16 protein-coding genes are annotated in these 23,602 nt (G+C 42.3%); 5 read left to right on the top strand and 11 right to left on the bottom strand.

The window, feature by feature from the left end; translation table 11 throughout:
* Positions 1-600: 600 nt before the first annotated feature.
* Positions 601-4,773: a M4 family metallopeptidase gene (locus tag K1X61_08565; GenBank protein MBX7108682.1), complete on the top strand. Its 4,173-nt coding sequence runs from the start codon at positions 601-603 to the stop codon at positions 4,771-4,773.
* A gap of 350 nt (positions 4,774-5,123) precedes the next feature.
* Here K1X61_08565 and K1X61_08560 read toward each other — a convergent pair whose 3' ends face one another.
* Entirely contained in the window at positions 5,124-5,624 is a 501-nt protein-coding gene (locus K1X61_08560) for an ATP-binding protein (protein MBX7108681.1), read from the bottom strand.
* 38 nt (positions 5,625-5,662) lie between these two features.
* On the opposite strand from K1X61_08560, the gene K1X61_08555 reads away from it, so the two are divergent.
* Together K1X61_08555 and K1X61_08550 are read left to right on the top strand one after the other, a co-directional pair.
* Positions 5,663-6,037 carry a helix-turn-helix domain-containing protein gene (locus K1X61_08555; GenBank protein ID MBX7108680.1) on the top strand — a complete coding sequence of 125 codons (375 nt, stop codon included), beginning with the start codon at positions 5,663-5,665 and terminating at the stop codon, positions 6,035-6,037.
* 183 nt (positions 6,038-6,220) lie between these two features.
* Positions 6,221-10,033: an SEC-C domain-containing protein gene (locus K1X61_08550; protein MBX7108679.1), complete on the top strand. Its 3,813-nt coding sequence runs from the start codon at positions 6,221-6,223 to the stop codon at positions 10,031-10,033.
* A 459-nt stretch (positions 10,034-10,492) separates the two neighbouring features.
* Here K1X61_08550 and K1X61_08545 read toward each other — a convergent pair whose 3' ends face one another.
* The 5 genes from K1X61_08545 to K1X61_08525 all read right to left on the bottom strand — a co-directional run bounded on the left by K1X61_08545 (position 10,493) and on the right by K1X61_08525 (position 15,000).
* Entirely contained in the window at positions 10,493-11,044 is a 552-nt protein-coding gene (locus K1X61_08545) for a transposase (protein ID MBX7108678.1), read from the bottom strand.
* Positions 11,045-11,144: 100 nt separating this feature from the next.
* Complete coding sequence (locus tag K1X61_08540) at positions 11,145-12,740, bottom strand: YifB family Mg chelatase-like AAA ATPase (GenBank protein ID MBX7108677.1); 1,596 nt, start codon at positions 12,738-12,740, stop codon at positions 11,145-11,147.
* Between the two features lie 107 nt (positions 12,741-12,847).
* Positions 12,848-13,261 carry an OsmC family protein gene (locus tag K1X61_08535; protein ID MBX7108676.1) on the bottom strand — a complete coding sequence of 138 codons (414 nt, stop codon included), beginning with the start codon at positions 13,259-13,261 and terminating at the stop codon, positions 12,848-12,850.
* A 76-nt stretch (positions 13,262-13,337) separates the two neighbouring features.
* Positions 13,338-14,372, bottom strand: coding sequence for a recombinase RecA (gene recA / locus K1X61_08530; protein MBX7108675.1), 1,035 nt, complete (start codon positions 14,370-14,372; stop codon positions 13,338-13,340).
* Positions 14,373-14,565: 193 nt separating this feature from the next.
* Positions 14,566-15,000: a DUF4293 domain-containing protein gene (locus K1X61_08525; GenBank protein ID MBX7108674.1), complete on the bottom strand. Its 435-nt coding sequence runs from the start codon at positions 14,998-15,000 to the stop codon at positions 14,566-14,568.
* Between the two features lie 208 nt (positions 15,001-15,208).
* Here K1X61_08525 and truA point away from each other — a divergent pair, with 208 nt between their 5' ends.
* Both truA and K1X61_08515 read left to right on the top strand, forming a co-directional pair.
* Complete coding sequence (gene truA / locus K1X61_08520; GenBank protein MBX7108673.1) at positions 15,209-15,991, top strand: tRNA pseudouridine(38-40) synthase TruA; 783 nt, start codon at positions 15,209-15,211, stop codon at positions 15,989-15,991.
* A 78-nt stretch (positions 15,992-16,069) separates the two neighbouring features.
* Positions 16,070-17,836, top strand: coding sequence for an ABC transporter ATP-binding protein/permease (locus K1X61_08515; GenBank protein ID MBX7108672.1), 1,767 nt, complete (start codon positions 16,070-16,072; stop codon positions 17,834-17,836).
* 115 nt (positions 17,837-17,951) lie between these two features.
* On the opposite strand, the gene K1X61_08510 is transcribed toward K1X61_08515, so the two are convergent.
* The 5 genes from K1X61_08510 to K1X61_08490 form a co-directional block, all read right to left on the bottom strand.
* Complete coding sequence (locus K1X61_08510; GenBank protein ID MBX7108671.1) at positions 17,952-18,944, bottom strand: HupE/UreJ family protein; 993 nt, start codon at positions 18,942-18,944, stop codon at positions 17,952-17,954.
* On the bottom strand, positions 18,941-19,786 hold the full coding sequence (locus tag K1X61_08505) for a peptidyl-prolyl cis-trans isomerase (protein MBX7108670.1): 846 nt from the start codon (positions 19,784-19,786) through the stop codon (positions 18,941-18,943). The genes K1X61_08510 and K1X61_08505 overlap by 4 nt, the downstream gene beginning before the upstream one ends.
* Positions 19,787-20,102: 316 nt before the next feature.
* Positions 20,103-21,989 carry a DUF3604 domain-containing protein gene (locus tag K1X61_08500; protein MBX7108669.1) on the bottom strand — a complete coding sequence of 629 codons (1,887 nt, stop codon included), beginning with the start codon at positions 21,987-21,989 and terminating at the stop codon, positions 20,103-20,105.
* Between the two features lie 147 nt (positions 21,990-22,136).
* Positions 22,137-22,526, bottom strand: a complete 390-nt coding sequence (locus K1X61_08495; GenBank protein MBX7108668.1) for a hypothetical protein — start codon at positions 22,524-22,526, stop codon at positions 22,137-22,139.
* 305 nt (positions 22,527-22,831) lie between these two features.
* Entirely contained in the window at positions 22,832-23,440 is a 609-nt protein-coding gene (locus K1X61_08490; GenBank protein MBX7108667.1) for a DUF1211 domain-containing protein, read from the bottom strand.
* Positions 23,441-23,602: the final 162 nt, after the last annotated feature.

Here is a 23,602-nt window from a genome sequence, read left to right as displayed (position 1 = left end):
GACACTTTCCTAGCAATAAAGCTTCGATAGATTTTTCACTTGAACTCTGGAAAATCGGCGAAACACTTTACAAGCGGGCAGAATGTCAAATCGAAGCCGTGCGCGAGCCAGCGATTGCCGGGCGGAGCCGTTTGGCAATCGCGCTTTTTTTGGTTACTTTTTTCTAAAAAAAAGTGACAGGAAAATAAATTCAAACTGAGCATTTTTGTAACATGCTAAAGACCAATTGATAAGACAATGTGTCATTAGCAGCACTTCGACAACGCTCAGTACAAACTCAGTCGAATTGCGACATTGCTTTTGTGGTCAGTTCTTCAGAAAAATGTCATTCTTCGACTCCGCTCAGCATGACATTTTTTTTGCCTCTCGTCGATACAGACAATTAATCATCTGCTTAAACTTGACGGCTTAAGGTTTCGAACACCAATGATTGCAAATCTGCGCCAACGGGAAAAGAACGACACACGCGGCACGCGTGCGCCAGCCGGGGTATTGCTATTTAATATTAACTTTACCAATCAACTTCAAATGTGAATTTTCTGAACAATTTTATTTTTACTTTTCCTGCTTCATAACTTCACTTTTTAAACAATCTGTAAAATGAAAATATCTCTTACCATTCTTTCACTTTCAATCTTCATCCTAAGCGCTGCTGCTCAAAAAGTAATCACTCAAAATAAAAATGAATTATTCGCCGGTGCTGAAACTGAATTAATGCAGGAAGGAACCACTATTCCTCAATTGATAAAGTTTCGAAAAGGAAGTGAAATTGATTTTAGATCACTGGAGAAATTTATTCAATCACAAATAAAATCTAATACTCGGTTTGGATTAAAAGAATTGGATATTCAAACAGATCAATTGGGAATTACTCATCACAGATTTCAACAAACATTTGATGGCTTACCAATCGATGGAAGTATGTACCTGGTTCATGAACGCAATGGGAAAATAGAAATGATGAATGGATTATTATTCGATCATATCAATTCATCTGTACCTCTTATGTCAGCTAATGAAGCCAGGGAAATCGCAATTGCATCAGTACCCGCTACTGTTTATAGATGGCAAATTGAGGCCGAAGAAAATTTACTGAGGCGGCAGTTGAATAATCAATCTGCAACCTGGCTGCCAAAGGGAGAACTCATGTATGCCGCCTCTGATGGAAATTTGACTTCTGAAAATTTTAAACTTTGTTTTCGTTTTGATATTTATTCCGTTGAGCCACTGTCACGAAAATATGTATATGTGGATGCCGCAACGGGAAACATTGTTAGTATACAAGACAGAATAAGAACGAACGATGTAATTGGAACTGCAGTAACCGGATATTCGGGAACACAAAACATGACAGCCGATAACTTTAATGGCAGTTACCGGCTTAGAGAAACCGGAAGAGGAAACGGAATTGAAACTTATAATTTACAACATGCAACATCTACTGCTTCTGCAGTTGATTTTACAGATGCAGATAATGTTTGGAATAACGTAAATGCAAATCTTGATCAGTATGCATCCGATGCGCATTGGGGTGCCGAGGTGGTGTATGATTTCTATTCTTCTTTCTTTGGAAGAAATAGTATTGACGGAAATGGATTTAAATTAAAAAGTTATGTGCACTACAGTACCAATTTCAGCAATGCCTATTGGAATGGCAGTGAAATGATTTATGGAGATGGCAACGGTTTGCCTTTTACCACTTTGGATATTTGTGGTCATGAAATTTCTCATGGGCTTACACAATTTACATCCAACCTCGTCTACTCCAATGAATCAGGTGCCCTGAATGAATCTTTCAGTGATTGTATGGGCAATGCAATGGAATTTTGGAAGAAGCCTTCTACTGCATCGTGGCTCGTGTTTGAAGAACTTGGCGTACCATCTCGATCCATGTCTGATCCGAAAGCGTATGGCGACCCTGATACCTATCTGGGAAGTAACTGGGACTTCGGCGGTGAAGTTCATAGAAACAGTGGCGTAATGAATCACTGGTTCTATATTGTTAGTGTTGGTGAAACAGGAATCAATGATATCAATTCAAGCTATAGTATTACCGGCATTTCACTCAACAAGGCACAAGCAATTTTATTCAGAGCCAATACTATTTATTTTACCTCTTCAACTAATTATAATCTTGCGAGGCAATACACCATTCAGGCAGCAGCAGATTTGTATGGCGCCTGCAGCAATGAAGTTGAAGTAGTTACCAATTCATGGTATGCAGTTGGGGTTGGTGCTGCATACATTCCTTCAGTTGTTGCTTCATTTAGTGCTATGCCAACTCAGTTTTGCATTGCCCCTGCAACTGTTGCATTTACTAACAACAGTTCAAATGCAGGAACATTTAACTGGAATTTTGGTGATGGAACCACAAGCACTCTCAGCAATCCCACTCATACTTATTCCACCTATGGAAACTATACAGTAAAACTTGTTTCGAATGGCGGCTCCTGCGGAATCGATAGCTTAACTCTGAATAATTACATCAGCGTTAACGCAAGCAATCCCTGTTCAGTTAACATGCCGCAAACGGGTTCAGGTGTTACTCAAAATGCTTGCAGCGGAATATTATATGATAGTGGAGGACCCATAGCAAATTATCAAGACAACACAAACTCAACTATTACCATTTCTCCACTCGGAGCCTCCAGCATTCAATTAAGTTTCACCTCTTTTAATATTGAAGCCGGTTACGATTTTCTTTACATCTATGATGGTCCATCAACCGCTTCGCCTTTGCTTGCAACACTCACCGGAAATTATATTCCCGCTCTAATTATTTCAACCAGCCCTTCTGTTACTATTAAACAAAAATCGGATGCGGGGGCAAATTATTCCGGATTCGAAATTCGTTGGAACTGTTCCAACTCAAACAGCAATCCTGTGGCTGCATTTAAATCAGATTATACCAGCACTTGCACAGGAGTTATCAACTTCACTGATCAATCATTAAATATTCCAACTTCATGGTTGTGGAATTTTGGTGATGGAACCACTTCTGTTTTAAAAAATCCTTCCCATACCTATGCATCGAGTGGAACCTATTCTGTATCACTCACAGCGACCAATAGCATTGGCAGCAATACTGTAACAAAAACAAATTTTATCAGTGTGGCAAAAGCTATTGGCCCTTCAACCACAGGCGCATCTGTTTGCAACAGCGGTTCAATGTTATTGCAGGCGTCAGGAAACGGAACATTAAATTGGTATGATGCTGCATCAGCCGGTAATTTTCTTGTTAGCGGTTCATCCTATACAACGCCAGTGCTTAATACTACCACCAACTATTATGTTGAGTCTGTAACTTCATTTCCACAGCAAAGTGTTGGACCTGCAAATAATTCTTTCGGCACTTCTGCCAGTTATGACAATTCATTTGATCGTTATTTAGTTTTTGATGTACTTGTTCCGGTTAAGTTAGTTTCAGTAAAAGTGTATGCTACCGGTGCTGCAACCAGAACAATAGAATTAAGAAATTCTTCAAACGCTACCCTTCTTTCAAAAGTTATTAGCATAGCTGATGGTCAACAGGTGGTCACTCTTAATTGGGATCTTCCTGTGGGAACATCAATGCGCCTGGCTATTGGCGGGCCTGCCAACCTGAAACACAATAGTACCGGCGCTGTTTTCCCTTATACTTTAAGCGGCGTCGTTTCAATAACAGGCACAAATGGAAACAGCGGTTACTACTATTATTTTTATGATTGGAAATTACAACAACCCACCTGCATCAGTCAACGTTCAACTGCAACTGCAACGGTAAATGTTACTCCCGCAACCATTACTCCTTCAGGATCAACCACCATTTGCCAGGGAAGTAGTGTAACCCTCAATGCAAATACCGGAGCAGGTCTCACTTATCAATGGAAATTAAACGGCACAGCAATCAACGGAGCAACTACCAGTTCTTTTTCAGCATCTGCTGCAGGTAATTACTCTGTTGATGTTACTTTGAATTCATGTGTAGCAAGTTCTTCTACCGTAACTGTTTCAACAATTGCTTCACCTCAGGTTAGTATATCAGCGAATGGGAATACTTCTTTCTGCAAAGGAATTAATATAACCATGACAGCAACGCCTTCGGGATTAAATTATCAGTGGGCAAAGAATGGTGCTGCCATTTCCGGCGCCACTCTTCAATCCTACACTATAGGCAAATCAGGAAATTATACATGCAATGTAACTGATGCCTGCGCAACCATTACTTCTAATTCTATTACACTAACCCAATTAGCAGCTCCGTCTGCTGCAACTATTACACCTTCGGGAACAGTGAATTTATGTTCGGGCAGCACACAGGTGCTTCAGGCGAACACAGGTGTTGATTTTATTTATCAATGGAAGAAAGGGGCAAATAATATTGCCGGTGCAACCAATAGTTCATTGAGCGTAACTGCAGCAGGAAATTACAAAGTAGTAGTAACCAATTCTACTACTGCTTGTTCAAAAACATCTTCCGGAACAAAAGTTACCATCATTACTTGCAGGGAAACTGAATCGGAAACAAATTCTGAAGATGTTGTGTTCAGTGTTTATCCAAATCCAACTACAGGAAATATCACTCTTGAATTTGATAACGCAATAAGCCATAATGACAATGTTACAATAATGATAAAGAACATTGTAGGTCAGGTAATGCAATCAGTTTCACTGAAGCCCGTTGACGGAATCAATTACTATAATCTCAGTTTGAATCAACTCAGTTCGGGATTATATATGATTGAATTGAAACAAGGTGATGCCTCCTTCTTTGCAAAAATTATTTTGGAATAGCGCCAAGTCATTTATTGGCCAGCTCTCCAGTTCAATGAAACAACTTTATTCTTAAGAGTTGCTTCATTGTCTATCCCGTTAGTACGGATTTGTAATCAAAGGTGTTCGAAACCTTTGAAACTCTTTACTGGCTTCAGTTCCAAAGCAATTTTAATGTCTAAATATCGAGTCTGAACTTGTTCCGAAAAATCCTCATGTATGTTTCTCACTGATAGAAATCACATTCACGATGCCAAAGGAATATCTAAATGGGTGAAAACGCTTCATTAAAACAGCTGTAATGTATACCGGATAAGCCTTTGATGATGTTTCGAACACTTGTGATTACAAATCCAGACTAACGCATGCCTTCACCCAGCCCAATTCTCCTTATCCAAACTCCTGTATTGAATCGCCTCCGCAAGATGCTCTACTTTAATATCATCACTCGCGTCAAGATCAGCAATTGTGCGTGATACTTTAAGTATGCGATCATATGCACGCGCAGATAATCCTAATTTCTCCATGGCAGTTTTGATCAACTGATCACCGGCAGCAGGTAACACACAATATTGCCGCATCATCTTTGTGCTCATCTGAGAATTGGAATGCACGTCTTTATGCTCTGTAAATCGTTGCTCCTGGAAGAGACGGGCTTTCACCACACGCTCACGAACATGATTGCTTTTTTCGGAGAGCCGGATGTTGGAGAGTTCACGGAAAGGAACAGGTGTTACTTCCACATGCAAATCAATGCGATCTAACAACGGACCAGAAATACGATTCAGGTATTTCTGTACCACTCCTGCACCGCAAACACATTCTTTCTCCGGGTGATTATAGTAGCCGCACGGACATACATGCGTTGCCATTTTGGAATATCGAATTTTCCTTCAAAAATCCCTATTCTTTGGCATTTTCAGGAGAAATCGGTGATCAAATCCGTAGAAAACGGCTTTCCATGGGTTTGTTTCAAAAGGATGTTGCCCGGATGATCGGGGTTAGCGAGGACTGTATAACCTATTGGGAGAACAAGCGATCCCTGCCTTTAATCCACCATTTTCCGGCAATTATCAAGTTTCTTGGCTTTAATCCTTTTAAAAAGGACGGCGATACCCTCTCAATCCGGATTCAAAACTACCGGATTGAGCATGGGCTGAGTCATAAAAAGATGGGTAGGAGGCTAAGGGTTGATGGGTCGACAGTGGCTAGTTGGGAAAAAGATACCTTCAGTCCTAATAAGAGCATCCAAAAATTATTACTGAAAATTCTGTCCACTGCGTGAGGTATTTCTTCAAATCAAGAATGAAAAGAATTGCCTCTATTATCAGTAGGATGCTTTTGGAAATATGCTACATTAAAGTCGTCATTTCAATAATTGCATGGTCCTCACAGGCGAACTTAAATGTCTGTAATGACATTTTCAGGTTGTAAAATTTGATACATCACTACTAAATGAAGATTGAAAATGAAAATTGGTAGAAACGACCCATGTCCTTGCGGGAGTGGTAAAAAATATAAAAAATGTTGCATTGATAAGCCAGCGGATGTTTATGCAAAACCAGACACATCTTCAAAAAAAGCAGAAGTCAAATCTTTTTTCACAGATTACAATTCAGTTGCTTTACTTCAAACATTTGCAGGTCTTTCTCTGCTTCCTGAAAATCATGGAAAATATGTAAGGATGGAAGAATTGGCACTCACAGCAATACAACACTATAACGTTAAGAGAAAAATACCACCTGCAGAAAAATTAAAAAGCTTTCTTGATAGTGAATATCCTTCTCATCATTTAGAAGACCCTCCGGTAAATTTGTTCACCGACTTAGTGACTTTTTATGGTGGTGACTATTTACTGTTTCCAGGTATTACGGAAAATGGAAGTTACATATTAAGCAACTTGCTGGCTGCTCTTTTCCAATGGCCTGACTCAGGAATTCCAAAGGGATTTAAAAGTAATTGTACTCATGCGGTTTCATTTATACTCGCTGTTTCAAGTACAATTGGTCATAGACTTGGTTATATAAGATACCAAGAAGGAACTGCAACAGAGGAGAAGATAGCAGTACCTGATGATGTTTATTTAGAGCGCTTAAAAGCTGCGGTAACGTTCACGACCAATGAAATTGAGGATTTGTGCGATAAATATAAAATTGATATAAAAGTCGTCGATGAATTTTTAATTGATGTTGACTCACCTGATATTCATTCACCCCATGTTGAAGAAAGCCCATTAATATACAAATCGATCTTAAAAACGGATCGACAATTTGTCGTGGTCTCACCTGCTACACTAAGTTTAGCTATTACCCATTACATATGGACTACTGCCGAAGACGCAGAATGTATGAAAGAAGTTAATGAGGCATATCACAGTTTCTTATGGAATAAGTTGCAATTGCAGTTGGGTCAAATGAAATTCAAGCGTATTAGTGTTGATGGGATAACCTTTAGTGAAGAAAATAATAGAAGAGAAGGGCTATATCAATTTGATGACGATAAAATTGCTTATGTGCAATATTTGTATGACAATGGTCAAAACTTTAACATTAAAAATGCTTCACAAAGGGCTGACTTCGGAAAACGAGAGGACCAAGAAAACCATAAAAAAGATATAATTGGACAAATATTATCCAAGCCTGAATTTAACGGCTATGAGATATTCGACTTTGTAATTCTATCTCCTATTGGTAGAGATTATATCTACCCCATAATGAAAGTGGAGCATGCTAGAACAATTGCTATGTCAATCTATGAGATCGATGTTTTGTGGAACTTAAAAAACACAAAGGCTTTGGACCTTTGGAAATTCGCCATTGCTAGAGAAGAACAATTGCGAGATACCCAAATGATGAGTTATTCATTTCTAGATCAATACAAAATGTATAAGGACCATCAGGATTCATTTTATCTTTCTGATGATACAAAATATAATTCAGTTCATATCCAAGTTGGGTACTCTGATGACTTAATAAAACAAGCAAAACGTGAAACGGACAAGCACTCGGTTAAAAAAAGTATTAAGGGACGAATTGCCAATATTGAAGTAGAAAGAAAAGATAAATACGCTCCAATTTACATAGAATTAATGGGGCTATTAGATTCAGAACTTGAGTTTTTAATAGAAGGATTTCACCAAGATATTTGGGTTTCACCACAGCCAGAATTGAAAGAGCACAAAGGCGAAATCCGTAACATGTTTTGGGAGTTTAACGATGCGATTGCGTATTGGCTTTGGCAGATTCAGTCTGACATAAAAGAAGATTTAAAAAGATTGAATAGAAAACCCCTCGCTGTCAGGTTTGATTTAAATCCGATTGAGAAATTTGAAACGATAAACAGGGATTTTACTCGCGATCCCAATCTTTCAGACAAATTTAAAACGAGTTCCAGCCAGGATACTATTAATGTAATCATTCCATCTGAAATCATTCCATATCTATATGGATCGGACAATGAAGGAGAAAGAGTGATGGTCACACATTTACTTTATGGTATTAATAAATTATTGGCTGCCAATGATCAGCCATCTATCCCCAATGAAAGAATTCTTCAGATACTTGAGAGTAAAGTGCCCTTAGGAATGAAAAAGAAATTATTAATACTGGATTCAGGAGATAACTTATTGCTTGACCCTCGTAATTTAAAAAGCCACAGGTATGTGCAGGAATATGATACAGGAATTGTATTAAACTCAATTGTCCCAGCTTTGGGTGCGCTTTGTCCTCCTATTGGAGAAATTGAAACTAATAAAGAAAGAAATGATTTGGCATTTAAAATTGTACAAAATGCGCTGCTTCCGATTTTAAGAAGTAAAATAGGACAATATAATTCTACTGAATTGCTAAAGCGTTTTATAAGTCAAAACGAAAGTTTAATAAGAAAACGAGAGGAGCTAAGAGTACTCACTCCTACACGAATAGCTTGTTTTGTAAGTGTAGAGCAACATCAAATTGATTTACAGGAAAGTCTTCGAAATGTAAATCGAACCACAATTGCTTTGCGATGTTTAATTGAACATGTTGCTGCAGAACCTGTTAAAGGAACAAAATTTGTTTCGATTGCAGCAATCGATGAACTTGTTGCAATTATGGATCAGATTATTTCATGGGCTTCGCTAAGCGATCAAATACATTTTAATCTATTTGATATAAAAATGGGAGTACTCAATTCAGGAAGAATAGGAACAGAGAAAACACATATCAAAGAGGTTTTCGATCCTTATTATGAATCAAAGACAAAAGAGGATGTGGCGGATGCTATATCCACGTTTAAGCAAGTGTTTCCTCAAAATGAAAATCTTAGGGGAAAGGAGGTTCCTGCAAAACTAGACAAAGCATTTATTACAGATTACCGCATTTCTTTTACCCGTATCTGTCAATTTATCGAAGGTCTTGTGCATATCGGTCTTAATCAGTCAACGCCATATGCTTCCCTACCATTGGAAGAATTGCGAAAAGCTGTTAATAAGTATGTAGAGCCTTTTGATGACCTAGAATTTAATAGTGCAATTGATTACTTATCCCTACTAAATAGGGGTAAGATCGAAAATATTCCTAAAGGCTATGATTTCATCGATATAATGCCTTGGCGTTTCAATCGTATGCTTTCTTTAATGAGGAAACCTATAGTGCTTGTAGACGGAGAAACGGCAGGAGATAGTAAGACTGCTTATTGGGGTGTTCGGCAGCTTTTGTTAAGCAGACTGTATTTGGGAGAAGAATTCAATTCGGATAGATTAAGAGTTTTTGAAAGTAGTGAAGTAAAAAAGTTACTTGGTCAGTTTTCTCAACAAAGAGGTGATGCTTTAGTTAATAAAATTGTACATTCGATTAATCCTTCAGGCTTAGTTATTGATTCAAATGTTTTTATAGGACCAGACCAATCACTTAAAAATGAGAAAGACATTGGAGATATAGATGTTTTAGTGATTGATGCTGAAAATAAAATCATCTTTAGTATTGAATCTAAAAGCATGTCGCCAAGCAGAAATATCAAAGAGATGGTAGAAGAAGTAGAAAAGCTGTTTGGTAGTGATTCAGAAATGGGTTGGATTGATAAGCATGTAAGAAGACATCAATGGCTTGAAGTAAACAGACAGCAAATCAGTTCCAAATATCAAGTTGACATTTCAAGCTTTAGAATTCAATCAGCATTTATCACAAATGAAGACATGCTAACACCATATTTGAGAAAGCAAACACTTCCTATTCCATTTATTACAAGCTATGAAATAGAAAAAGAGGGTTACAATAGTTTATTGAAGCTTGTGTACACATAAGATTACGGGAATGTCCCTAAGATAGAATCCAATTCTCATTGTTCTTAGTAACCCGCTAAAGTCTAATTCAGACCTCCCCCGTTAGTCCGGATTTGTAATCAAAGGTGTTCGAAACCTTCAGAACCCATAACTGGCTTAACTTTCATTCATATTTCTATCGGGAAAAGTGAACATAAAATTCTATCTCAAATAGTCATGAACTATTCTCCCCTCAGGAAAAGCATGGTGCCAATTGTAACCCATTGCATTTTCAGTATAAAAATCTCTAAAGCAGATTGTCTGTAACGTATGCCCAGCAAGCTTTTGAGCATGTTTCGAACAATAGTGATTTGTAATCCGGACTTGCTGAGAAGAGGATTTTTAATCCTCGTAACAGCCAAATCCCCACGAATCGGAATTCATACGAAAAAAGTTCTATCACCTTTCGAATTTCCATTTCGATTCCGAAAGACGTAAATATTATCCTGCAAATGCAACATCAATCAACCCCTTTCCGCCAGCATAATCAATCGCTGAACTCAAAGCATACAGATGAGGTTCCGTAACAAAGCCTGCTTCCACAGCATTGTAATGAATGTAATGAAGCTTCTGATCCATAAATGACCGGGTAATTATTTCTTCCGGATGATAGCCATCCTGCCACACTTTATAGTCCTTAATTTTGCGATTGGTTCTGCCTGCAAACTCAAAAGCACTCATCAACCAATCTTCTCTGCTTTCATTTGTTTCACCAATCGTTTTGACCAATGCTTTTGAAGTATATTTCTTAAAATCCCTCATAATATCTGGCAAGGTAATCTGGCTGCTGTTTGCAGCGGAAATCATGTGCAAATGACTCGGCATCAGGCTCCAGGCAAATATGATTAATCCCTTTTCACGCTGGCAATATTTTATTGAGTCAATCACCACTTCCTGTAGTTCTCGTCTGGTGAACAAATCAATCCACTGAACGATGGTGGAGGTGGTAAAATAGATTCCCTCTGGATTACTTGCTTCATACTTAAAGCCCATAATAATTGGATTTTATATTCTGGAAATAATAAAATGGAAAAGGATTGAAAATCCCTTTTCTCAGCAAGTCCGGATTGCAAATCCGGACTAACATATCCCTTCACCCCGCCCAATTCTCCTTATCCAAACTTCTATATTGAATTGCTTCCGCAAGATGCTCCACTTTAATATCCTCACTCGCATCCAGATCAGCAATCGTTCGTGATACTTTAAGAATGCGATCATAAGCACGTGCAGATAATCCTAATTTCTCCATGGCAGTTTTGATCAACTGATCACCGGCAGCAGGTAACACACAATATTGCCGCATCATCTTTGTGCTCATCTGAGAATTGGAATGCACGTCTTTATGCTCTGTAAATCGTTGCTCCTGGAAGAGACGGGCTTTCACCACACGCTCACGAACATGATTGCTTTTTTCGGAGAGCCGGATGTTGGAGAGTTCATGGAAAGGAACAGGTGTTACTTCCACATGCAAATCAATGCGATCTAACAACGGACCAGAAATACGATTCAAATATTTTTGTACCACACCTGCTCCGCAGACACATTCTTTTTCAGGGTGATTATAATAGCCACAAGGACAGGGATTCATAGATGCAATGAGCATAAAGCTGGCCGGATAATCCACCGAGAATTTAGCCCTTGAAATGGTAACCCTCCGTTCTTCCATCGGCTGCCGGAGCACTTCGAGTACTGTTCGTTTGAATTCCGGCAATTCGTCGAGAAACAAAACACCATTATGCGCGAGCGAAATCTCTCCCGGCTGTGGATTCATGCCACCGCCCACCAGGGCCACATCGCTGATAGTGTGATGCGGTGACCGGAAGGGCCGCACCGAAACCAGCGATGCTTCTGCCGGAAGTTTTCCGGCTACGGAATGAATCTTTGTAGTCTCCAGAGCCTCATGCAACGAGAGCGGAGGAAGAATGGTGGGCAATCGTTTCGCCAGCATCGTTTTCCCTGCACCGGGAGGTCCGATCAATATCACATTATGCCCGCCGGCAGCCGCAATTTCCAGTGCCCGCTTGATATTTTCCTGCCCTTTCACATCGGCAAAATCAATCTCAAGATGATTCTGTTGTTCGGTGAATTCCTTTCGTGTGTCAACAATGGTTTGTTCCAGTTCTTTGTCACCATTGAAGAAGCCAATCACATCGCCGATACTTTCCGCCCCATATACTTTCAGGTTGCTGACGATGCCTGCTTCCCGGGCATTTTGTTTGGGAAGTATGAACCCTTCAAACTCCTCTTTGCGTGCCTGTATGGAGATGGGCAATGCGCCCTTGATGGGTTGGAGTGAACCATCCAGCGACAATTCACCCATGATGATGAAGCGGTGAAGCCTTGCTGCTTCCACCTGGCCGGTAGCGGCAAGTATGCCGATGGCAATGGTAAGATCATATGCGGATCCCTCTTTGCGTATGTCGGCAGGAGCGAGGTTGATGACGATCTTCCTTCGTGGCATACGGTAGCCGCTGAATTTGATAGCTGACTCTACGCGGTGGAGGGATTCTTTGACGGCATTGTCCGGCAGGCCGACAATAAAATAATGAATGCCCTGCCCTACACTTACTTCTACGGTGATAGTAAGTGCATCAATCCCGCTTACCGCGCTGCCAAATGTTTTTACAAGGGAATTCCTGGGGTCATCGGATTCAAAGGTCTCGATGGATTCTTCATCTTCCTGATACATGATAGCTGGATTATATTGTATAGCATACAGATAAAATAAACATTCGTAAAAGCCCTTTGCCGCATATTAGGGGCGGCAAAGGGATTATGATCGTCAGTAAAACGTCGTTATGATATTAATGTGGCTTCCAAGGTGATTTCCATATTCAATGCTTTTGAAACCGGGCAGTTGGCTTTTGCATCTGCAGCGCATTCCTGGAATTTTTCAGCGGAGATACCCGGAACTTTTGCTTTTAACTTAATATGGGAGCCGTTGATGACACCATCAGCAATACCCACGGTGGCTGATGTTTCAATTGACTCGGGAGTGAATCCTGCATTGCCCAGCACAAAGCTGAGTTTCATGGAAAGGCAGCCGGCATGTGCCGCTGCTATCAACTCCTCCGGACTGGTTCCTTCCACATCCTGAAACCTTGTTCTCCATGAGTAGGAGGCTTGATCAAGTACTTTACTTTGCGTGGTCAGGGTTCCGCTTCCGTCTTTACCGGAGCCATTCCAGATGGCATGTGCTGTTCTTTTCATGTTGGTTGTTTGCTTTATTCTATAGTTGAGTTGTGTAACGGTTTTATTGGCTTAATTGTTTAAAGGTGGAAAGATTTCAGTCTTCCTCTTCCCGTTCTACGGGTAACGCATGTTCGGCAACCATCACCTTCTCTCTTACCTTCTTTTCAATTTCATCTGACAGTTCAGGGTTATCAATCAGCAGTTGCTTCACCGCATCACGTCCCTGTCCGAGTTTATTGCCATCGTAGCTGAACCATGATCCGCTTTTCTGAACAATATTAAGATCAACACCCATATCAATGATTTCGCCGGCTTTTGAGATGCCTTCTCCGTACATGATATCGAATTCCGCAAAGCGGAACGGCGGCGCCACTTTGTTCTTCACCACCTTCACCTTCACGTGATTGCCTACTACTACGTCACCATCTTTAATTTGTCCGAGGCGGCGTATATCAAGCCGGACGGAAGCATAAAACTTCAAAGCATTGCCTCCGGTGGTTGTTTCAGGATTACCAAACATCACCCCTATCTTTTCGCGCAGCTGATTGATGAAGATGCAGCAGCAACCTGTTTTGCTGATGGTGGCGGTGAGCTTTCGTAATGCCTGCGACATCAGCCGTGCATGCAATCCCATTTTTGAATCGCCCATCTCGCCTTCAATTTCACTTCTTGGAACCAGGGCTGCCACGGAATCAATAACGAGTATATCAATTGCGCCTGAACGGATCAGGTTGTCGGCGATCTCAAGCGCCTGTTCACCATTGTCGGGCTGCGAGATGAGCAGATTTTCCACATCGGCGCCCAGCTTCTGCGCATAGGATTTGTCAAATGCATGTTCAGCATCAATAAAGGCCGCTATGCCACCTTTCTTTTGTGACTGCGCAATGGCATGAATGGCCAGCGTGGTTTTACCGGATGACTCCGGCCCATAGATCTCGATTACGCGGCCTTTCGGCAGCCCGCCCACGCCCAGCGCAAGATCCAATCCCAACGATCCGGTTGAAATGGCTTCCACCGGTTCAATCATCGTATCACCTAATTTCATAATGGTGCCCTTTCCATATGCCTTGTCGATTTTTTCCATGGTGAGCTTCAGGGCTTTCAGCTTCTCCTGGTTTGCAGTTGCCATAACTTGTTGGATTGTTTAATGATCAATGAATAAAAAACGAATTTCAATAAAGATTTCAGATAATAAATTATAACAGGAAGATTTATTTTTCAACAGCCATATACTGTGGTGATAGTGGTGATAAATATAGGAAAACAAACTGTAACAAGATAATCAATATAGTGCAAACAACACCAGCCGGCAACTGATCAGGTTACCGTAACCGGTCCATGGATCTTAATAAGGCTTCATCTTTTTTGATGCCGCTGCGTGCCAGCACATTAAAGACGATACCAGCAATCAGTAACAACACGCCGGGCCTGAATTCAAATAAGTTGAAATGCTGGAAGAAGTGATGCTCCAGCTGAATCAGCAACAGGCTGCCCAGCAAAAAAATGACATACAGTAATATATTGCCCGTGCAAAACTGCTTCTGCCTTTTCCTGTTTTTATAGGAAAATACCGCAATCAGGTGGGAGACGATCATCAGTATGGGCAGCGGCAACAACAACAGGTGTGTGCCGGCACCGATTTCCGACATGCCGCCATCAATGCTTTCCGCGGTAGTAGCCCAAACGGGAAACAGATAAAGCAGCCCGGCGCAAATGAGGGAAAGCAGGAGGTAAACGGTTTGTATACGCTGAATCATGACAGCAATGGTATTGATTTAATTTTGAATCGCACATTCGCATCAGCCAATAAATCCAAAGAGATGCAACGGCAAAAATTCTGCGGGCAAATTAATGAAGATTTATGAATCGTATGAAACAGGCATTCCGCCTGCAAAGGATGATACACCGTTTTTTATGACGCAGTTTGACTAAGTTTGACGTTGCCTGATCTCTCTTTAAAAAAATATGCCTGACAACGTGCCTGCGCGATACCTTCTTGAGCTGTCTTATAAAGGGACTGCTTACCATGGCTGGCAGATGCAGAAGAATACAGACTGTACGATTCAGCAAATAGTGAATGAAATGTTATCGGTGCTGCTACAGCAGGAAGTGATGGTTACCGCTTCCGGGCGCACCGATGCCGGTGTGCATGCCCGCCAGAATTTTGCCCACTTCGATTTCGGACCATCTTTGCCTGATCAGTTTCACCGTCGGTTGAATTTTATGCTGCCGGAAGATATATCCGTCCGGAATGTCTTTTCCGTACCAGCTGATTTTAATGCACGCTTTGATGCTGTGTTGCGAACATATGAATACCTTATCTGCTACGACAAGAATCCTTTCCTCACCGATTTCGCATCCTTATATCCGTACCCGGAATTATCGGTAGTGAAGCTGAATGAAGCAGCGGCTTTTTTCAGCAGCCAGAATGACTTCGCCGCATTCAGTAAGAAAAGGACACAGGTTAAGACAACATTGTGCAGGATCAGCGCCGCACAATGGGAACATGAACCACTGCAGCATTTGTTGCGCCTGACTATTTCAGCCGACCGTTTTTTAAGAGGCATGGTACGAGGCATTGTCGCCACTTCCATCCGTTATGCACGTGGAAAGATATCGTTAGAGCAGTTGATGCAATTGATAGAAAGCAGGCAACCGCATAAGACGGATTTTTCTGCACCACCGCAGGGACTTACACTGATTGAAGTGCGGTATCCGGAAGGGCTGCTGACGAAACTTGATGTATGAAAAGTTATTGTTGCGGTTAAGCCAATATCTCCTGTTTAGTCAGCATCAGCCGGCGCACAATTTGTATTTTGCATCCGATTGAAAAAGCTGCTCAACAAACTTATTGACTTCCGGCTGCTGCGGCGCGTATTGAGCCTGGTGCAACCGTATAAAAAGCGATTCTATCTCGCCTTACTCATTGCAGTGGTGATTGCAGCCTTATCACCATTGAGCCCATACCTGATTCAAATCACCATAGACAAATATATACTCACCGGCAACTGGAACAAGTTGCTGATGATGTCGGCTGTCCTGATGGGTTTGCTTTTTTTCCAGGCAGGGCTCACCTATTTCTTCACCTATAACACTAACTGGCTGGGGCAGTCGATCGTACGCGATCTGCGGCAGCGCGTGTATGCACACGTACTCAGTCTCAACCTCCGTTATTTCGACCGAACTCCTTTGGGTACTGCCACTACCCGGACCATTAATGATGTGGAGGCCATTAACGATATTTTTGCGGAAGGTGTCATCACGATCCTGAGTGATCTGCTCACGATTGTTGCCGTGTTGTCGATGATGTTTTATTCATCATGGCAACTCACACTTGTTTGTCTTTCGGTATTGCCGGTGTTGCTCGTAGCCGCTTATATTTTCAAAGAAGGCATCCGCAAATCATTTATTGAAGTGCGAAACCAGGTGGCACGCCTCAATGCTTTCATGCAGGAACATATCAGCGGCATGAGTGTGGTGCAGGTATTTAATGCGGAAGAGCGGGAGATGAAAAAATTCAAAGCCATCAACAGGGAGCACAGAACGGCGAATATCCGCGGCATCTGGTATTATTCTGTTTTCTTCCCGGTAGTGGACATCATATCCAGCCTTGCCCTCGGCCTGCTGGTATGGTATGGCGCTTACCAGGTGCTCGACGACAGGACGTCGCTCGGTGTAATGATTTCATTTATCCTGTACATCAACCTGCTGTTCCGGCCCATTCGTATGCTGGCTGATAAGTTTAACACGCTGCAGATGGGCATGGTAGCCAGCGAACGTGTGTTTAAACTGCTGGATAATAGTGACTCGATGCAAAATACCGGGCGCCATACAGCCAATATTGTCAGTGGTGACATTGTATTCGACCATGTGCATTTTGCTTATGACGATGAAAATTTTGTGTTGAAAGATGTTTCCTTCCATGTAGGTGCCGGGCAAACACTGGCAATAGTGGGTGCCACCGGTGCAGGCAAAACATCCATCATCAATATCCTCAGCCGTTTTTATGAGATACAGCAGGGAACCATTTACCTGGACGGCGTGAGCACGAAAGCGTATGAACTGGAGACCTTAAGAAGCATGATTGGCCTGGTATTGCAAGATGTGTTTTTGTTTTCAGGATCGGTGATGGACAATATCACGTTGCGCAACCCGGCCATTACCCGTGAGCAGGTGAAAGAAGCAGCCACACTCTGCGGTGTGGCAGACTGGATTGAAAAGTTGCCCGGCGGATATGATTATCATGTGATGGAGCGTGGCGCTACCTTGTCGGTGGGACAACGGCAGCTGATTTCTTTTGTGCGTGCACTTGTGTTTAATCCAAAAATATTAGTGTTGGATGAAGCTACCTCTTCTATTGATACGGAATCAGAAATACTTATTCAGCATGCTATCAGGAAGCTGATAGAAGGCAGAACCTCTATCATCATCGCACATCGCCTGTCCACGATACAGCATGCCAATAAGATTTTGGTGTTGGAAAAAGGAGAGGTGAAAGAACTTGGTACCCATGAACAACTGCTGGAACTGAACGGGCATTACAGGAATTTATATGAGTTGCAGTTCATGAAAAAGAAGGAGATTGTTGTTTAGTACCGGTTATGGAATGACGGGATAAAGCTGATTGAATAAACTTTATGCATCCTGATCCGCTGATACTTCAACTGCTATTAATATCATTTGAATTGTCTGCTTTATCACCGGTTGTTCAGCAAAAAACAGCGAATACTCTTTCTATAAACCAATACATAGCCAGCGTGCCCGTGATAAACGGAGGAATATTTTTCATCCCAACAGGGAAACGCCATTTGAATGTTCGCACCATTGCAGCGGCGGACAACACTGCAGCCACGAAAGTTAACTGACCAATTTCCACACCCGCATTGAAGAGCATTAACGCCAGTGGAATATTATCTTCCGGTAAACCCACCTGCTGCAACGCGCTGGCAAATCCAAGTCCGTGCAAGAGCCCGAAAAAGAAAGAAACAAGCCATGGATGACGGTAGGTGAAACCATCTTTCCCATTGTGATGCCGTGCAATTTCAACGGCGAGGAAAACAATGCTGAGTGCAATAGCCGCTTCAGTAAATGCTGATGATACAGTTATGATTTGAAAAGTGGCTAAGGCCAGCGTTATGCTATGCGCAATGGTGAAAGCCGTGATGGTCCAGATTAATAATGATCTTCTTCTTACCAATAGCAACAGGCCGAATACAAAAAGCAGATGATCAAAGCCCGACCAGATGTGATGCATTCCCATCTGAAGATATTGCCACACCGGTGGCGTCTGCGGTGACGATAACGCAAGCGTGACGGAGGGCTGTACCGGTTTCAGTAAATAACTGTAGCTAGTCTGATCCGCCAATATGACCTGTACCAATACATCGGTCATCGTTTTTTCAAGTCCGTTAATTGTGATGGTTTGCCGGTCGAGGGCCGCATGACCGGCTGCTATCTTCCACCGTTTGATGATATAACTTTCCGTATAGCTGATGTCTGTCAGTGAATCTTGCAGCCATCCGGATGAGAGGACAGGATGCAGCGGCAGGCCATATTCACCCATCAATGGTTGTTTCCATGTTATCTGTAATGTATGATCTGTCGCTTCTTTGAATTCCAGATAACCCGGACGGATTTCATGTGCGCGCATCATTAGCGGCAGTAGCAATATCGTCGCAATAAGGAGGGCGCGTTGTTTCATGGTGTTTCCAGGTATGCACGGCGAATGATATACCGGCTTCTTAGTTTTTCGAATGCCTGCTTATCCTGTTCAGCCTTTGCCGATTCGAGGTATTTTATTTTTACTTCCTCTTTGACATTCGAATAATCTTTTAAAGCCTTGGTGCCCCGTGAAGAAATATAAATCAAATGCCATCCATAGCCGGATTGTACAGGGCCTGTCCAGGTGTTAGTTGCGGCCTGAAACACTGAATCAGCAAACGCATTGCTGCCGAAATTTTGCCGTACATCTGTTGCAGTCTGATCAGTATAATCATACTGCAGCGGGAAAGGGTCGCCCGATGAAGGTGATCGCTGCAGGCTGCTCTTTTTCAGCTGCTGCAATGCTTCAACAGCTCTCTGCCGGGCAATGCTGTCGTTGCTGTTTGTAGTACTGAAATAAACATGGGAAAAACTTGCCGAGGCATCCTGCATAAACAAATCAGGATGGCTGTTATAGAATGCAAGAAGGTCAGCGTCACCCGGATTTTTTATTTCGGCAAGGCCGGATTGCATAAAGGTAAGTTTCTGTGCCAGCCGTCTGCGGATGATTTCGTCATCTTTATCGAGGCCCATCTTTTTGGCTTCACGATAGTAAATCTCTTCACTGATATAATCTTCAATAAGGGCGTCGAGCTGTTGCTTTGAAGGTAAGCTGCCGGTTTGTGTTTTGTAATTCATTATCATCAACGCAATCCTGTCACTATCGACTATGATCTCCCGCTGCTGAAAATCGCGCTGCTGCTGTACAAAACTCACCATCAAATACAATATGATACCCGACAGGATGAACTGGATAATTGGTTCGGATATCAGTTTTTTCAAAGATTCCTGCATTTCGTAAAAGTATTAAAGCAATAATTATATCAGGCAGTGACTCCGAAGCATAAGTTCAGTGGAAAATATCAAAAGCAAGATGGCAGTTCATCATTCCTGTTTCAGATAGCTGTTTCGGTTTCCGGCGGAAATTTTTTTCCCCAATAACCGGCAATGATGATTGCTTCAACTGACATAAATCCTGCGTTGTTAATCAATCCATCATTGACCAGGCGGCAACGTGTAAATGCACCGGGAATATCGATTATGGATGAAACATGCTATCGCTTTCCAATTTAAATACGGCGATTGAAAAACCCCTGCATTATTTCGCCGGCGTGTACCAAACGGGGCTGGTCCAGGCGCGTTCCTGGATGATGGCATCCGTCAGGGAGTTCAATGGCATTTTATACTTCGCGGAAAGGTAGGTGCTCCACCTCGGTGTTGGAATTTCGAGCACCCTTGCATAGTAAGTGCAGTATGCCTCCGGATCAAACCCTGCATCTTCCCACCAGCCGGTTAAAACCGCGTCACCGATTGTATTGGTATATGTTGCCGCATTCACATCCACCGTATTGCCGACTGCTTCCAGCTTACCCTTTGCATTGATTTTTCTTTCACCACTCCATACCACATCAAAGATTTGTTCGGTACTCTTTCCATTTTTTGTGCTCACTTTAATGATCTGTATCCTGTCGAGGTTGGCTGAGTTTGGATCTTTGACAGCCTGCACCAGGAATTTTGGTTTGCCTCCACCGGCTGTTGCCACGAGGTCAGCACCCATCGGTACACCGCCGGCATAGGCCAATTTAACCCAGTCATCTTGTTTAACCAGGTCGGCAGGATAATTCCAGCCGGCAAACATCCGCACTTTAATGCGGGTGCCAGAAGTGGCAAAGCATTCTTTCCTTTTCAACGCATCAAAAATCGCATCTCTTGTATTGCTTTCGGCCCATACGCCGGTCAATCCGGCTGCACTTAGCCGAGTAGGAGGTTCACCACCAACTGATTCTTTGGCGGTCAGAATTTCTTTATAGTTTTTACCGAGATTATCCTGTGTTCCGTGTGATCCCGGGTAATTGTTTTCTTCACTGGAGGAAACGCCAGAGTGATAATCAGTGCCGCCTTCCAGTCCATATTTGAATGGGTTGGCGCCAATCTTTGCCTGTAGTTCCTGTCCCACGCCGTAAGCCTGCCTTATATAGCCGCCGGTTTTATATTTGGAAATCTCCGTACTGCTCAGCAGCGTTTCAAACAATTCATAATTGGCGAATTCATCATTGGGTGATAACTCAGGACGCGTTTCACTCTGTCCTTTGCCCTGATTGAGTTCGGTGAGTGGCTCATTGTTCATGCGGGTTTCGGCATATTCCTTAGTCAGCGGTTTCCCGGAAAGTGTTTTTGTATCGAACATTAATCCATTGCTTACATTTCCATTGTGAGGAACTGCTAACACATCGCTGCCGTTTTTACGGGCATTCTCCATGTACTTCCAAAGATCTTCGGGGTCCTGGGATTCGAAAGAAGAGAAGGGCAGTTCGGGTACCTTGTCTCCTTTGAAGATGACACAGCGGTGAAGGTTCTGCGCATGATTATTTATGTTGTTGGGAGCAGAGGTCCATTCATAGCCTATCAGTGCCGTAAACTTGCCGGGATCATTAGCCGCATTGGCTGCATCAATCACATGTTGCCAGGCACTCTTTATTACTTCCGGTTTGTTCAGTTCGGGATTGGGTTTATTGGCACTCATGTCGGCAACAAAATCGCCGAATGATTTGGCTACATCTTTCTGATCAGTACTGTTGAATTGCCGGTATAACTCAGTGCCGGCAAACGGGCCTTTCGGGTCTTTCACAGCTACTATAACACCGAGGTATTCAGAGTGGTCGGTAACTGCAAGAAAGTCGAGCGGTGCGATCCGTTTGACCTTTTGTCCGAGGTAAACGACTTCTTCTCCTTTTGCATACTTGTAAGCATCTTCCGGCAGGAGGGTAGCACCAAAAAAATTGGCGTCCGGAGACAGTGCGGTGTGCAGGTGAAGGTCGCCGAAGTAGCACTCCTTCAGCGGATTCACGGCAATCACAATTTCCCGGGTGGAATCGGCTTGTGCATCGTCATGGTTGCCGCCTTCTTTTGAGGTATCCGTGTGGCTGCCGCAACCGGCTATCGCGATGCAAAACAAAAAGGAAAGTGTATGCTGTATCTTTTTCATGTGCTCATTTAATTAGCGACAAGATAAAAAATTGGAGGGCAAGTACATAAAAAAAGCTCACCCCCGCAACCCACTGCAGGAGCAAGCTATATGCTGATGGTACCTTATTGTTTTGCTATGTACAGTACATCAACACCCCTTTCAAGATTATAACTTTGGCATTGCAGGCAACTTCATGCCTTTGATGGATTTGGTAACGCTTTTGGTAGATGATTTTATCTTGGAAAAATCACTGGTGAGTGAAGAAGCCATTGCAATTTGCTCGGTGGAAGAGGCTTTCGGGAATGCGTCGAGCTTATCGCCAAAACCGGTCATTTGCAAATCGAGGTCTTTCATGCTGCTTTGCAATTCCGGGCTTAGCTTATCGGCATTTTGAATAGCCATATCTTTATAAGGCTTGTATTTGGCGGTAAGCCCGTCGAACTGATTCTTTGTTTTGGTGTAAGTTTTCATTGCTGATTCAGCGGAAATCTGTGCATGGGAGAACTGGATTCCTGCGAAAGCAAGAAGGAGTGTGAGGTACAATACTTTTTTCATTGTAACGGGTGGTTGGTTTAGATTGATTAGAAAAAATGTGGGTTATGCTGCAGGCTGATTTTTCCTGTTAGCAACATCAAATGTACTCAGTACGGTAGATATTCGAATGTGGCATGCGTATGGAAAGTGTCTATCAGTCTACATCTTGGACAATTTGAAAGGAAAAACCGGTGTTTTGTCGTTCACGATTCAACAGAAACCTGCAACTGCCGGAATAAATCCGGCATTACAAACTGTTAAGGAGACAGATTGCGCAAGGTTAATATTACGGGTGAAGCTGAAAAATAAATTCTTCAGGACGGTGCTTACTCAGGCTGCATAATGATTCCAACAATTAGCCAGATTATCCAGGAGAGCAAGGTAATGATGGCAACAGGCATGGGAAACCAGATAGCCATCACCGCGCAAACCGAATAGAGTGCGAGGGCAAAAAATCCAAATCTCCTGTTTCTGATCGCCGTATTCACTGCTTTATCATGTTTTCCCAAATGATGTTTTAAAGCGGCATTAATAAAAAGCACCCAGCTAAGTGCCTGCAGCGCCAGCACTGCATCATATAAAATGACGGCAGGCGCTGCGTGCACCGTAAACAGATGTTCGCCCAGCAGCGAAGTTGGGAAGGGAATAAAAACAACCGTGAACAATAAAAATCCATTGGCATAAATGAAAGCCGGCGATGATTTGGAGATGAGCCTTAAGGCATTATGGTGATTTACCCAGGTGATGAAAATGACTACGAAGCTTAAGATAAATGCAAGAATGGAAGGCGAAATGGCGTAGAGTGCTTTCCAGAAATCTTTCGCAGAATTTATTTCAATCGTGGATGGAATCTTAATGTCAATGATGAGCAATGTAAGCGCAATGGCAAATACGCCATCACAAAATGTTTCCAGCCTGGCATTTGGATGCTCCATGTATAAAGTCAACAGATTTCAAAGATATATTTATAATGGAAGGATCAGAAGCTATCTCAAAATACCTAAAGTCATCCTGAACTTGTTTCAGGATATCTTCCATTCATTGGCAGATGCCGAAATAAATTCGGCATGACTGCATTGATTGCTTATGTTGAGGTA

The sequence above is a fragment of the Chitinophagales bacterium genome (assembly GCA_019694975.1).
GTDB lineage: Bacteria > Bacteroidota > Bacteroidia > Chitinophagales > UBA10324 > JACCZZ01.
This window is presented reverse-complemented; position numbering and strand designations above follow the sequence as displayed.